We start from the raw sequence: 13,565 nt of genomic DNA on the forward strand, positions 1-13,565 counted from the left end.
AACGCACTCTTACGGCACAGGAAGCTAGGGTCAAGAATTCGCCACAAAGAAGGCGTTTTTCAGGCAGGTTCTGCAACCTGTCTGGGGACGGTCACGCGCGCTTTTTCGTCCATCAAGGGAAGGCCTGCATAGACGTTCTTGCGAGCCACCACGATATGGACGCCCGCGCAGGGGTAGCGGATCATTTTTCCAACGCGTTCTGGAAGTGTGCCTGAAAGACGCGACAGCAGAGCAGGGGGCGTCATGAGGGCGCCAGTATGATGTTCGATTTGGAACAGTCCCTGTTCCAGCAGCCGCGTCAACTGTCTGGTGCTGAAGGGGACGCCGTGACCAAAAGGTGTTGCATCCGTATGAGCCCAGTAGCCGGAGCGGTTTGGTACGACGAGAATCAGGTAGCCGTCATCCGTCATGACTTTCCAGGCGGCGCGGAGAAACTCTGCTGCTGAACGGGTAAACTCCAGTCCATGAACGACCAGCACGGTATCCATCGACAGGTCATCGAAAGGCAGGCGCCCGCTCTCAATCAGGCAGTCCTGAACGATGTGGTGAAATGGGCGCTGGGTCTGGGGATGCTGCAAACGCGCAGAAACTGCGCATCCGGCTGTGGCAGGAAGATAGGGGCCGGGGTACCCTATCCCGAGCAGCCGACGCGCCCGAAGGTCTGGCAGGAGGCTGTTCAATCTCCGGTTGAGGAGACTGGCTGTGCGTTGGCCTGCCCGGCTTTGATAGAAAGCGGCAGCATCTTCGGAACGGGTGCGTGTCAGGCGCGTCAGCATGGAAGTATCTAACCAGCAAGCTCAGGTCAGGGGAACTGTCATGTCACTTGATATTCAGTCCATTCCGGTTTTGTCAGACAATTATGTCTGGCTTTTGAAAGCAGAAGACGGGACGCGGGCTGTCGTGGACCCAGGCGAAGCTGGCCCAGTCATGGACGTGTTGGGAGAAGGGCGTCTCGATCTGATTCTTCTGACGCATCACCACGTGGATCACACGGGAGGGGTGGAAGCCCTTCGCGAACGATATGGCGCGAAAGTGTTTGGACCATCCCAGAAGCAGGAATGGCTTCCCAAGCTGGATCGTGGCCTTGGAGATGGTGACAGTTTTTATATCGGATCCACGAAAGTGGACGTTCTTCTAACGCCGGGACACGCTGTCGGGCATCTTTCCTATGTCGTGCCTGAAGTGCCTGCGTTGTTCTGTGGTGATGTGCTGTTCAGTGTCGGATGTGGGCGCCTGCTGGAGGGGACAGCAGAAGAACTGTATCGGAGTCTCCATCGTTATGATGCACTGCCCGATAACACGCTGGTTTGTGCCGGACATGAGTATACCCGTTCGAACATTGCCTTCGCATTGCATGTCGATCCAGACAATCAGGCTCTGAAAGCACGGGCAGCGGAAGTGGAAACGCTTCTGGAAGCGGGGAGACCGACATTGCCAGTCTCTCTGGGAACGGAGCGGGCCACGAATCCATTTCTGCGAGCGTCCGATGTGTCGCATTTTGCGGACTTGCGTCGGCAGAAAGATACCTTCTGAGGGCATGAAAAACCCCGCCTTTCAGGGGCGGGGTTTTTCTTTGGGAGGCCTCGGTTAGTGATGGCCGCCGAAGATGATCCTCTTGAGGAGTTCAGCGCCCACGCCAACGACGAGGACACCACTGAGCCAGAAGAGTACGAACCATCCCACCCGTTTCATCCAGGCGACGGTGCCGGTTTTCTGGTTGGGCTTTCCGTACTCGATTCTCATGGCGCGAACTCCCTGAAGGTCAGTGGTAGTGATGCTCGTTCGTCACTTTTCCACGGAACACGTAGTAGGAATAAATCGTGTAGCCGAGGATGACTGGCAGCAGGAACATCGCACCGAACAGGACGAACGCCTGACTGCTGGGTGGCGAAGAGGCCTGCCAGATCGTGATGGTCGGCGGCACGATATACGGCCACACGTTGATCCCGAGACCGGAGAAGCACAGGAAGAACAGACCCAGTGTCGAGATGAACGGCAGCAGGTGGGACTTGCGGTTGCGCAGGCCCAGGAACAGCGCGCCAGCGACAGCTACGACAGCGACGGGAACCGGCAGGACCAGAGCAAGCTGTGGCCATTCCAGCCAATGCTGCATGTAGGTCGTGTGAAGCTGTGGCGTCCAAACGGATACAGCGACGATCGTCAGCAGCATCAGGCCGGCAAGGCCGTAGGAAACACGACGCATCGTATCCTGCAGTTCGCCTTCACAGCGCCAGATGAGCCATGTGGAGCCCAGAAGCGCGTAGCCGATTGTGACGGCGGCACCACAGAACAGTGCAAACGGCGTCAGCCAGTCCAGCGAGGTTCCGACGAACACGTTGTTCTGGACGGGAATGCCCTGCACCAGCGTCCCGAGGATCACACCCTGCATGAATGCTGCAACGATGGAGCCACCGCAGAAGGATGCATCCCAGAACAGCTGTGAACCGGGAGACTTCATCTTGAAGCGGAATTCGAAGGAGACGCCGCGCAGGATGAGAGCCAGCAGCATGAACAGGATCGGCAGGTACAGCGCGGGAAGGATCGTGCCGTAAGCGACCGGGAAGACGCCGTAGAGTGCAGCGCCGCCGAAGATCATCCAGGTTTCGTTGCCGTCCCAGACAGGAGCGACCGTGTTGACCATGACGTTGCGGTGATCGTGATCCCGTTCCTTGAGGAACAGGACGCCGATGCCAAGGTCAAAGCCGTCAAGAATGACGTAGAGGAAGATGGCAGAGGCCGCGAGAACGGCCCAGACCACGGGAAGCCAGAAAGCGGCGGATTCGGTCATGATCGCTTACTCCGCCAGACCAGCATTGTGGGGGTGATGTGAGACCTGCGTGGTACCAGCGGACATCTGCGGCTCGTGCTCGGACGGACCTTCCTCACCAGAGTGAGGCTCTTCTGCGAAGCTGCGCAGGAGAATGGTGATGCCACCTGCGAAGACCACAAAGTACACAATCACGAAGGCAACCATCGACGTCGCCATGCTCGGCAGAGCGATCTGGGAGACACTGTCGGAGGTCTTTAGGAGGCCATAAACCGTGTATGGCTGACGGCCGACCTCAGTCGTGATCCAGCCACACAGCAGGGCTATGAAGCCTGCCGGGGACATCCACAGAGCGACACGATGGAGCATCGCGTTGCTGTAAAGGCTGCCCTTCCAGCGCAGGAAGAGAGACCACAGACCAACCAGAACCATGAGCGAGCCAAGCGCGATCATGATGCGGAAGGAGAAGAACAGCAGCGGCGAATACGGTCGCAGATCCTTCGGGTAGTCCTTGAGGCCCGGCACCTTGCCATCGAGGCTGTGCGTCAGGATCAGGGAGCCGAGGAGCGGAATCTGGACCTTGTAGTGCGTCGTCTCGTTTTCCATGTCCGGAATACCGAACAGGATTTCCGGCGCGCGGCCTTCAGAGTCCCAGTCGCCTTCCATCGCGGCGATCTTGGCTGGCTGGTATTCCAGCGTGTTCAGACCCTGCGTGTCACCCGCCAGGAACTGGACCGGAGCAACAATCGCGGCCATCCACATGGCCATGGAGAACATCAGGCGGACCTGTTCGGACGCCTGACGGCCTTCACGACGGGCCTTCAGCAGATGCCAGCCAGCGACGCCAGCCACGATGAACGCGACGGACAGGAACGCTGCCAGCCCCATGTGCACGAGGCGGAACGGGAAGGACGGGTTGAAGATGATCTGCCACCAGTTGCCTGGCAGGAAGCGACCTGTCGCTTCATCAATGATGTAACCCTGCGGCGTCTGCATCCAGGAATTGGAGGCGAGAATCCACGTCATGGAGATCAGCGTGCCGATCGAGACCATGCAGGTGGCGCCAAAGTGCAGGCCTTTGCCCACGCGGTTTAGGCCAAACATCATGACGCCGAGGAAGCCGGCTTCAAGGAAAAAGGCCGTCATCACTTCGTAGGCCAGCATTGGGCCGAGGATGGGGCCAGCCTTCTGCGAGAACTGGGACCAGTTGGTACCGAACTCGTAGGACATGACCAGACCGGAAACCACGCCCATCGCGAATACGACGGAGAAGATTTTCAGCCAGTATTTGAAGAGATCCAGATAGGCGCTGCGTCCCGTCTTGAGCCAGAGGCCTTCAAGAACGGCGAGATAGGCAGCAAGCCCGATCGAGAATGCCGGGAATACGATGTGAAACCCGACTGTAAACGCGAACTGAAATCGCGCGAGAAATAAAGCCGACAGGCCAAACATTGCGATGGTGCCTTCTGCTTGGGAGGCGGACCGCAGAACCGGTCCGCATGGACCCGTCAGCTACGCTCGCACCCTAGAAGTCAGGAATGAGCTGAGATCATGCGCACCGCACTGCACACATGACCCGGATCTGAATCTTGAAAGCCGCAGCACGGGAATAGTTTTCTTTCCGCGCCATGGTTTTGACAAAAATCAAAACATTCCCTGCGTCTACTCGCGCAAATGTGACGCGTCAATTTTTTGTGTGGAGATTGTTTGCAAAAGTTGTTCGAGAGCAGGTGCAGCATGACCATTCACGACGGAAACTTCTGCGACAACAGGATGACTTTCTGCCAGTCCGGATGAGGGTGTTGCGTGCAAAATGTGCTCGAGGAAAACGCGCGTGTCTGGAGCAAGCGAGGCCTGAAGGCGCGGAATATTCAGGATTTTTTCGGCGGCATCATGCCAGTTCAGAAGCGTCAGGGTGAGGTGGCCGTTGAGCGCTGGGTATGTCAGTTCACCGGAAAAGGAAAGATGTGCAGAAGTCGCTTCCGACCCCATCGAAAATGATGCTGTCTGCACAAGTAGGCGCTCATAGCCTTCAGGACTAAAAAGTGGGCTTTCAGGATGTGTGCTGGACGTCGTGAGAGCTATCACGAGATGAGCATTGTGCAGTGGATACTTGGCAGCATTCAAAAATAATGTGCTGAGAGTGGAAGACAACACATCCATTCCGAGGCGTGTGGCTCTCGGTGGGGCTTGGGGTTGGATGAGGATGCGTCCAGAAGGGCGGGACAGCGCGACTGTCTGATCCACAAGATTCATTGCGACGGCGACTTGGGCAGAAGGAGCATGGAACATTACGGTTCCGTCCTCTGAGATGTGCAGTCTCAAAGCTTCTGTGAGAATGGTTGCTCTGGCCGAAGAAGTGATAATGCGCGCAGCCTGACGACCAGGAAGGGAGACGGTGAGGCCTTTTCTGACGATTTCCGTCCATGGTCCGCCAAGCCTGAAAGTCTCACCTGCCCAACCAGCCTCGAATGGTTGGGCAGGAAAATTTTTATGGCGGAGCTGGGGTTTCTGGATGTCGATCCATGCTCCGAAAGGCCAGCCTCCACGACGAACTTCTCCAGTTTCTACAGACCATCCCGTAGCTTTCAGGTTCGCGACTTCAGCTTCAATTCGCCCTTGCATTCTGGTGGTGACGTGATGCCACAGGGCGGTATCTGCAGCTGCCACAACTGTAATGAAACAGAAGATGACAAGCGTGATTTTCAGGTAACGGGCAGTATTGGAAACTGGGTTCACTGGGCCTGTCTTTGTGTAACGGGATATAGAGGCTGGTTCGATGGGCGGTATTTATCCCCAAAACAGCATTCCGCGTGCAGTCATTGTTTGACAGCCGAGTCTATGGAAGGCGATCTGGGCACATTGAAGTCAGGGAATAGCTGAAAACCGCAGAAAAATAGGGTTTTTTAGCTACGTGTGGAAACCGTCGGGTTTCTTGAAATTCGCCCGAAGCCTCTGGCCTCAAAACTCCTTCTGTTCCGGCGGTTGTTAAACCCTCTGAAGCTCCACAGAGTTATCCACAGTATTGCGTGGTAATTCATGGGTTGCGCACAGTTCATCCCATGCTTCGTTCAGCGCGGTCGTGAAGCCGTTGCGTCCCTCTGTGGAGGGGAGTGGCGCACCGATGACGACCTTCAAAACACCAGGTTTTTTCCGCCAGGGAGATCGGTCCCAGAAGAGGCCGGAATTGGTGGCGACCGGCACGACAGGAACATTAGCCTGTCGGGCTAATGCAATAATGCCCGGTTGGATGGGGTGGCGTTCTCCGGGGAGGGTGCGTGTGCCTTCAGGAAAGATAATAATCTGTCTGTCAGATGCGTGAGCGCGTGCGCTGTCTTTCATCATGGTCCGCAGGGCTTTAGATCCAGCGCTTCGTTCCACAGGGATCATGCCGCTCAGAACAAGCATGGGGCCGACAAGGGGAATTTTAGTCAGTTCCGCTTTGATGATGTAGGTCGGTAGGGGGACCAGATTCATCCAGACGAAGCCATCGAAGAAGGACTGATGCTGGGATGCAATGAGGCTTGGGCCTGCAGGAATATTATCCCGACCATGAACTTCGATTTTCACGGAGCAAAGCTGCGCAAATCCAAACAGCACCGCTCTGGACCAGAGTTTGGCGTAGGAGAGTGCCAGGTCCTGTCGCTTCATGAGGCGGATCGGGATTGCACCGAGACCCATGATGACTGTGAGAATCAGGAAATAAAGATTGAACAGCAGGCCGCGAAGAATGCTCATAATTTTGTCTGCTCACCAGAAAAGCTGCGGTTGCACAAGAGGCCTCAGTGAGGCGTAAGGCCAATCTTGCCGTCTGGCAGGCCCGTCAAGTTACTAAGTTCTGCGCCTAGAAGTTTGAAATATTCCCGGATGAGTAAGTGCAGGGTCTGGCGGGACAGTGGCGCTTCCAGAGCTGGCGGGAGAACCGGATAAGGCACGAGTTCCAGATCTGGGGCAGTCCGGCTGAGCTCTATAATGGCGCGGCGAATGTGGTAGCCAGCGGTAACGACCAGTAGGCTGTGCATCTTGTGATCTCTGGCCCACGTCGTGGTCTCATAAGCATTACCAATCGTACTGACTGCACGGCGGCCCAAAGTGACGCGGCTGGCCAGATCGCTGGAAAGCGTCTGGTTCTGAAGGCGCACAAGTTGATCGAGTGTAACATGGGGCCCGACGCCAGAAATCAGTAGAAGCTGGCCATATCCGCCCTTGAGAAGGGTGAGGGATGTTTCGATACGGGATTGGCCGCCTGTGAGGGTGACGATGCCATCGCAGACAGTGGCAACATGCGGTGGCTGTCGGGAATCGTGGATGAACCAGACGAAGCCAGCCGACCAGAGCACGGCAATAAGAAACAGCGAGGAAAGAAAGGCCTTCACGGCAATCGACGAAGCCACACGAGCACAACGCCCTGAGCTGTGATCCATCCCAGAAGAGCTGCAATGACGGGCAGGGCACCGAGCTCTTTCAGGAGGCTGAGAGGTAAAATGCGGAGTGTTGTCCACCACCCATCCAGTGTTGTCGGAAAGGTGCTTGGGACGGTGGCCTGATGCGTGAAGGGCGCGAGGGTTGTGGCAAGGGAGGTTGTCAGTGGCGTGAGGAGGACGAGGCCAGCCACGCCACCCATAAAGCTGAGGAGTGCAGCCCGACCGGCAATATGGCTGGAAATTGTAAAGTCCCCTGCGCCAAGGGAATGCACGATTTCCACAGCCCGTTTCTGGGCAGCGACAGAGCGGCGGACAGTGATGCCAATGGATAAAACGGCAATCGCTGCGATCAGGACAACGGCAAGCCAGGCGCATCCGACGAGGCTTGTGCCCAAATGTTCAAGTCTTTGGCCCCATTGCATGTCTTCCTGAACAATGGCTTCGGGCAGCGTGTCGTGAACAGTGGAGCCTAGGTTAGCGTCAGGCGTGTGGGCGACGATGAGGACGGTGGGCAGAGAGAGGCCCGGCAGACCTTTCCGCGCATCCGTAGGCTGGCCAAGCCAGGGCGCCAATAGATCCTGCACCTTGTCTGTGGAAAGCTTTTGCAGGTTGGTAACGCCCGGCAAGGCCTTGAGAGCGTGAATGAGTGCGTCCGTGCGATCTGAGGCGTTTGGAATGTCTGTCGGGATTTCGATCGTTGCAGCACTTCGGGCCGCCTGCGCCCAGCCATCTGCAAGCGCTTGAACACCGGTCAAACCAGCAAGGGCCAAGCCTGCCAGCAGGGTCATGAGAGCAACAAGCAGAGGGAGGCTGCCTGAGCGCAGACCGGGAGAGACGCGGCGGCTCACGCTATCGCCTCATTTGCGTGCGGGTCGAGCGTGCCATCACGGAGCATGATTGATGGGGCGGGAGCATCGCGCACAAGACCTTCGTTATGCGTCGCGACAATCACGGTTGTTCCCAGATCAATCAGTTCCTGGAATGTTGCAAGAAGGCGTCTGGCCTGAGAATCCTCAAGAGCGTTTGTTGGTTCATCGGCGAGAAGGATGTCGGGTCGTCCGATCAGGGCGCGTGCAATAGCAACACGCTGCTGTTCGCCCCCGGAAAGAGTGGTCGGTCGGGAATGGGCGTGCGGGGCGACATCCAGCCAGTCCAGGACGGCAAAAACCTCCTGTCGAATATCGCGTTCGGAGCGCCCGCGCAGACGCAGCGGGAGGGCGACGTTGTCAAAAACATTCCACTCCCCGATCAGGCGGTAATCCTGCGGGACGAACCCGATGCGTCTTCTCAGGTTTCGTAGAGTGCTTCGGCTGGCGCCCGTGACTGGGGTGTTGAGAATATCCATTTGGCCTGAGGCGGGTTTTGCCCCGAGTGTCAGAAGCTTGAGAAGGCTGGATTTGCCTGCGCCTGATGGCCCGAGAAGCCAGCGGAATTCTCCCTGAGGGATTGTCAGGGTCATGCCGTGCAGAACAGGCTGCCCAACGCCAGCAGGTTTCAGGGAGACATCGCGCAGGCGGATCATATGAAAACGATCAAAGGTGTTGCAGGCGTATTAACCATTTATTAACGACAACCTCGTCATATGGGCAACCCAGTTGAGGTCAGACCGAGGCCGGTACGGTCTGATTTTTGAAGGATACCGTGATGCGTGTTGAATGTCCCCACTGTCATGCTGTTTTTGAAGTGCCTGATGCACTTTTGGAGCAGGCGCGGCGGCTGCGTTGCGCGAACTGTGGGGATAGCTGGTCTTTACAAGAGACGCACGAGCCGGAGCTTGCACAAATTCCGCCTGATGACTTGTCCTTGCTCAAGGCTGAGACTGAAGAGCCTCCAGGCCCTGAAACATCACAGTCGTATCCTATTGGATTGAGCGCGTCGGACGCACGGGACGCTGCGAAACATGCGTTTGTTCTACATTCCCGGACAGTAACCCATGGGTTGGGTAAACCCGAGACTGTCGGGACGAAAATGATCGGAAGTCTTGGGACGTGGAGTGCCGCGTGGGGGCTTAGCCTCGTAGTGGTCGGCGGAGGCGTGGCCGCATTGTGGCACTGGAAGGCTGGGGAGCTGGTGACTTTATGGCCGGGTATCGGCCATCTCCTTACTCCCTGAGCCTGGGTCTTACATGTTGCGAGCGGCCAGTGCGGACAGGGTCGCTCCAATTGCGGCAAGTCCCATCAGGAGAAAGCCGTCGAACATGAGGGAGCCTGGGGTTAGCAGGTGACTGCCGATTTGAAGATGGGTCGGCAGGGTGCCCGCCACATGGTTCATGATGTCTTTCGCCTGCGGGTCAGCGCTTGCAGCACTCGTCGTAATGGCGTTCACGATGTGCGGCAGGATGTACCAGCCCAGACCAAGAATCAGGAGAAGGGGAGCGAGAAGCTCTGCGACCTGCTGGGCGAAGTAGAAGGCGAAATAGCAGATGGACCAGATGCCCGTGCGGATCAGCGCGCCGGTTGAAAGAGGGCCGCTTTCCCCGCTGCGGGAGTTGAGCAGGCGATCGGTCAGGTTGCGCGAGGGCTGAATGTCCATGAGATACGGCTTCCACTGATCCGGTAACGGGAGTTATCTTCGCCCCTTGGAAATCGGACGAACATCAGCTTCGGACTAGCTGCAAGAGGCCGTTAATGCAAACATTCCGTCATTCTCATGCTGTCTTCTGATCTTAAAGCTCCGCTCGGAGCCACAGAGACCGCACGTGTTCTGCTCGTGGAGCCGGATGATGCTCATGCCCAGCGGATCTGGCGTGTTCTTCTAAAGGAAGGCTTCACCGTGACCTGTCTCGGCAGCGGTGAAGCTGCTTTGGGAACGGTCGAGGATCTGATGCCTGACCTTGTGGTCGTGTGCTCTGAGCTGCCCGGTATGACGGGTGGGCAGTTGGCGCGGCGTTTGCGGCTGGATGCCCTGACACGCACCATTCCGATCCTGATGCTGACGGAAGATGCTTTTCCCGGCGGTGAGCGAGAGGGGCTGGAAAGTGGGGCAGACGCCTATATTTCCAAATCCGCTCATCCTGACTTGCTGGTGTTGCGGATGCGGGCTTTGCTTCGGGAAGGACCGGAGCTTCTTCAGGTGGATGAAGCCTCTCGCTTTCGCCGGGCAAGAATTGTCATCGTCAATTCTCCCAGGGAAGAGGAGGAAGACGAAGAGATTACCGAAGACGCACCCGAGACAACGTTGGGTGAGCTGCTCTGGCGTGATGGGCATACGGTCACGTCTATCGAACGTTCAGACGATCTGATTGATGGTGGATGGTTGCGCGGGGCAGATGGCCCGGACTGCCTGGTGCTGGAACTGGGGAGCGGAGACGAAGACCTCAAGTTTTGCCGCCTTCTGGATGCGCGGCGTCAGGCTGTTCTGGAAGCTGGTGGAATTCCGTTTCGAACGCTTGGCATTGTGGAGGCCTCACGCTTCCGGAGGCAGTCTTCTGGTGAATTCTTCGAGGCCGGCATTGACGATCTGGTTCCCAGCGACATTGCCATAGAAGCCCTCGCCATGCGGATCAGGACGCTTGCGCAAAGACGTATGGCGCAGGATGAGTTCCGGCAGCAGGAAATTGAGCGGCAGCAGAATGCGCTTACTTTGGAAGCGGCAAGGGCGAAGGCCGAAATGGCTGAAGCTCTGGCGCAGGCCAATATGGAATTGGCGCGAACAAACGAACAGTTGATTCAGGCGCAGTCGAAACTCGTGCAGACTGCCAAGATGGCTTCGTTGGGTGAGCTGGTGGCGGGTATCGCTCATGAGATTAACAATCCGCTAGCCTTCACAATTGCTCATGCCGATACAGTGGAGCGGACGTTGAAACGCCTTCAGACGCTGGGGAGCCCAGAGGATGGGGCGCCGCTCATGCAGAAGGGGATTTCACGTCTGGAATCCATGAAGCTCGGGTTGCAGCGGATTCAGAATCTCGTTTTGAGTCTCCGGCGATTTTCCCGGCTGGATGAAAGCTCATTCCAGACAGTCGATGTTCCTGGTGCGCTTGAGACAGCATTGGCGTTGCTGGGACATAAGCTTGGCCCAGACATTAAAATTGAAAAGGATTTGCAGGCTCCGGCGCATTTGGTCTGTCAGCCTGCGTTTCTGAATCAGGTGGTTATGAACATTATTTCCAATGCGGCCGATGCATTGGCGGATATCTCGCCTGAGGGCGGCCCGGTGCAGGGGCGTATTGTGATCAAGTCCCGTCTTGAAAATGGCCGGTATGACATGACGATAAGCGATGACGGTCCGGGTTTGCTGATGGAACTGAGAAACAGGGTGTTTGATCCGTTCTTCACAACCAAGCCGGTTGGAACAGGCACGGGGTTGGGGCTTGCGATCGCTTATAGTGTGATGGAAGCCCATGATGGCATTATCGAAATTACGGATGCCCATTTGCCGGATGGACGCGGAATAGGGGCGTGTTTCCGGCTTAGCCTTCCCGTCACAATGACGGAAGATGGGCCGGTGGCAACAGGGCGTTCCGTATGAGTGTGTGGAGCGTGAAGGGGCCAGTACGTCCCCGTATTTTGCTGGTGGATGACGAGGAAGAAATTCTCGTTGCCCTGGAAGATCTGCTGGAAGACCAGTACGAAATTCTTGCAACGACGGATCCGCTGCGAGCTCTGGAGCTTTTGCGGGCGCATCCGGATGTCGCCACCATTATCTCCGATCAGCGGATGCCTGGACTGACGGGGGATCAGCTTTTGATGCGGGCGCGAGAGTTTTCGGATGCGCGCAGTATTCTGCTGACGGGTTATGCGGATCTGGATGCCGTGGTGTCTGCTCTGAACCTTGGGCAGGTGCAGGCTTACGTGCACAAACCCTGGGATTCAGACGCGCTTCGGTCTTTGGTCGGGGAAGTGACGCAGCATTGTATTGCCCAACGGGCGTTGCAGACGGAACAGGCTCTGTTGCGCGGCCTGATGGATGCCCTTCCGATGGGGCTTGTTTTTTCGGATGCTGAGGGGCGGTGTATTCGCAGTAACGTGCGCGATGAGGCCGCACAGGATCTGAACGACGAGTTGATGCATTTCCCGGAAGTGCTGCGTGCTGATGTCCAGCAAATGCGCGACAATGTTCGTAGCACGGGGCAGGAAGAGCGGCTGGTTGCTGAAGTTCTGCCAGATCATGACGGAGGAACCGTTCAGCGCTGGCACGAATTGAGCCGCCTTTCTCTGGCCTGGCCGCAGGGCGTGCCGACGGAAGACCGCTGGCAGGTCAGTATGGACCGGGACGTTACGCAGCGAGTGCTGATGGAAAGCCGTCTGCGGCAGGCGGACAAGCTTCAGTCTCTGGGCACATTAGCCGGGGGAATTGCGCACGACTTCAACAATCTTCTTGCTGCCATCTCCGGGTCCCTGGAATTGCTAGAAGACATGGTGGACCTGGATGAGACATCCAGTGCTCTGGTGAAGAACGCTATGGAATCTGCGCAGCGTGGTGCTGTGCTGACACGGCGGTTGCTTCAGTTTGGGCGTCCACGTGAGGCACGTCTTGCGCCGGTGGCGTTGCAGGATCTTCTGCCGGGGCTTGAAGCGCTTCTGGTTCAAAGTCTCAAGCGCCGAAGTGGCGAAAGAAGTGTGGCCTGCAAGCTGTCGCTTGAGGATATGCCTGCTGACTTCCCCGCTGTCTGGTCAGACCAGGATCAGCTCGAAATGGCGCTTCTGAATCTCTGTGTGAATGCTCGGGATGCCATGACGCAGGGTGGGACAGTGTCGGTGTCGGCCCGTGTAGTGGGGCAGAAATTTAAAACGCTGCCTCCGGAATGCTGTCTGGATCGTGCGGTGGCCATTGATGTGGTTGATGAGGGTGAGGGGATGTCACCCGAGGTGATGAAGCGGATTTTTGATCCATTCTTCACCACCAAGGACGTCGGGCGTGGAACGGGGCTGGGCCTTTCCAGCGTGTATGGGTTCCTGAGTCGCAGTTATGGTGAGATCGTTGTGGACAGCACGCCTGGCAAGGGGACGTGTATGACATTGCTGCTTCCTGTCGTCCGAAGCGATGTCGTGGCAGATCGGGTGGCGGACGATGAGAAACCTCATTCCCTGAAGGTACTGGTCGTCGATGATGAGGCGCCGGTTCGTATGGTGACGGAGGGTTTTCTTCGCCATGACGGGCATAATGTAGCCGCTGCGTCGTCTCTGGCGGAAGCTCTGACCCTGACAGACGAACATGGTCCATTCGATCTGGCTGTGATTGATATGCGGATGCCTGATCATGATGGCCCAACATGCGCAGCCATTCTGATGGACAAAATGCCTGAGCTGAAAGTGCTGTTTATCAGTGGGCACACAGATGCGCAGTCTGAAAATGCGCCGTTGCCCAAGCCCTTTACACAAAAAGGTCTTCAGGATGCGATCAAGCGGTTGATGTAGGGGGCAATATAACCT

14 protein-coding genes are annotated in these 13,565 nt (G+C 57.0%); 4 read left to right on the plus strand and 10 right to left on the minus strand.

Translation table 11 applies throughout. The features are described from left to right. Positions 1-59: 59 nt before the first annotated feature. Entirely contained in the window at positions 60-776 is a 717-nt protein-coding gene (locus GCE01_RS13190; RefSeq protein ID WP_099213230.1) for a methyltransferase domain-containing protein, read from the minus strand. Between the two features lie 40 nt (positions 777-816). Between GCE01_RS13190 and gloB the strand changes: the two genes are divergently transcribed. Next, positions 817-1,533 carry a hydroxyacylglutathione hydrolase gene (gene gloB / locus GCE01_RS13195; protein WP_099213231.1) on the plus strand — a complete coding sequence of 239 codons (717 nt, stop codon included), beginning with the start codon at positions 817-819 and terminating at the stop codon, positions 1,531-1,533. 54 nt (positions 1,534-1,587) lie between these two features. Here gloB and GCE01_RS13200 read toward each other — a convergent pair whose 3' ends face one another. The 8 genes from GCE01_RS13200 to GCE01_RS13235 form a co-directional block, all read right to left on the minus strand. Continuing rightward, positions 1,588-1,743, minus strand: a complete 156-nt coding sequence (locus GCE01_RS13200) for a DUF2474 domain-containing protein (RefSeq protein ID WP_086633006.1) — start codon at positions 1,741-1,743, stop codon at positions 1,588-1,590. 19 nt (positions 1,744-1,762) lie between these two features. Continuing rightward, the gene (gene cydB / locus GCE01_RS13205) at positions 1,763-2,788 is read right to left on the minus strand and encodes a cytochrome d ubiquinol oxidase subunit II (RefSeq protein ID WP_046901265.1); all 1,026 of its coding nucleotides are present in this window, start codon (positions 2,786-2,788) and stop codon (positions 1,763-1,765) included. Between the two features lie 6 nt (positions 2,789-2,794). After that, a complete protein-coding gene (locus tag GCE01_RS13210; RefSeq protein ID WP_046901266.1) occupies positions 2,795-4,219 on the minus strand; it encodes a cytochrome ubiquinol oxidase subunit I in 1,425 nt (474 codons plus the stop codon). Between the two features lie 210 nt (positions 4,220-4,429). After that, positions 4,430-5,506 carry a DUF2125 domain-containing protein gene (locus GCE01_RS13215; RefSeq protein ID WP_099213232.1) on the minus strand — a complete coding sequence of 359 codons (1,077 nt, stop codon included), beginning with the start codon at positions 5,504-5,506 and terminating at the stop codon, positions 4,430-4,432. A 249-nt stretch (positions 5,507-5,755) separates the two neighbouring features. Beyond that, the gene (locus tag GCE01_RS13220; RefSeq protein ID WP_099213233.1) at positions 5,756-6,505 is read right to left on the minus strand and encodes a lysophospholipid acyltransferase family protein; all 750 of its coding nucleotides are present in this window, start codon (positions 6,503-6,505) and stop codon (positions 5,756-5,758) included. A gap of 44 nt (positions 6,506-6,549) precedes the next feature. Continuing rightward, complete coding sequence (locus tag GCE01_RS13225) at positions 6,550-7,191, minus strand: YdcF family protein (RefSeq protein ID WP_373321833.1); 642 nt, start codon at positions 7,189-7,191, stop codon at positions 6,550-6,552. Then, a complete protein-coding gene (locus GCE01_RS13230) occupies positions 7,140-8,039 on the minus strand; it encodes a cell division protein FtsX (protein ID WP_099213234.1) in 900 nt (299 codons plus the stop codon). The genes GCE01_RS13225 and GCE01_RS13230 overlap by 52 nt, the downstream gene beginning before the upstream one ends. Then, entirely contained in the window at positions 8,036-8,713 is a 678-nt protein-coding gene (locus GCE01_RS13235; protein WP_099213235.1) for a cell division ATP-binding protein FtsE, read from the minus strand. The genes GCE01_RS13230 and GCE01_RS13235 overlap by 4 nt, the downstream gene beginning before the upstream one ends. A 122-nt stretch (positions 8,714-8,835) precedes the next feature. Between GCE01_RS13235 and GCE01_RS13240 the strand changes: the two genes are divergently transcribed. After that, on the plus strand, positions 8,836-9,303 hold the full coding sequence (locus tag GCE01_RS13240) for a zinc-ribbon domain-containing protein (RefSeq protein ID WP_099213236.1): 468 nt from the start codon (positions 8,836-8,838) through the stop codon (positions 9,301-9,303). Positions 9,304-9,312: 9 nt separating this feature from the next. On the opposite strand, the gene GCE01_RS13245 is transcribed toward GCE01_RS13240, so the two are convergent. After that, entirely contained in the window at positions 9,313-9,723 is a 411-nt protein-coding gene (locus GCE01_RS13245) for a hypothetical protein (RefSeq protein WP_086633011.1), read from the minus strand. Between the two features lie 117 nt (positions 9,724-9,840). On the opposite strand from GCE01_RS13245, the gene GCE01_RS13250 reads away from it, so the two are divergent. Both GCE01_RS13250 and GCE01_RS13255 read left to right on the plus strand, forming a co-directional pair. Beyond that, a complete protein-coding gene (locus GCE01_RS13250; protein ID WP_099213237.1) occupies positions 9,841-11,661 on the plus strand; it encodes an ATP-binding protein in 1,821 nt (606 codons plus the stop codon). Beyond that, a complete protein-coding gene (locus tag GCE01_RS13255; RefSeq protein ID WP_099213238.1) occupies positions 11,658-13,550 on the plus strand; it encodes a response regulator in 1,893 nt (630 codons plus the stop codon). Before GCE01_RS13250 ends, GCE01_RS13255 begins: the two co-directional genes overlap by 4 nt. Positions 13,551-13,565: the final 15 nt, after the last annotated feature.

Source organism: Gluconobacter cerinus (assembly GCF_002723935.1).
In the GTDB taxonomy this organism is placed as follows: Bacteria; Pseudomonadota; Alphaproteobacteria; order Acetobacterales; family Acetobacteraceae; genus Gluconobacter; species Gluconobacter cerinus.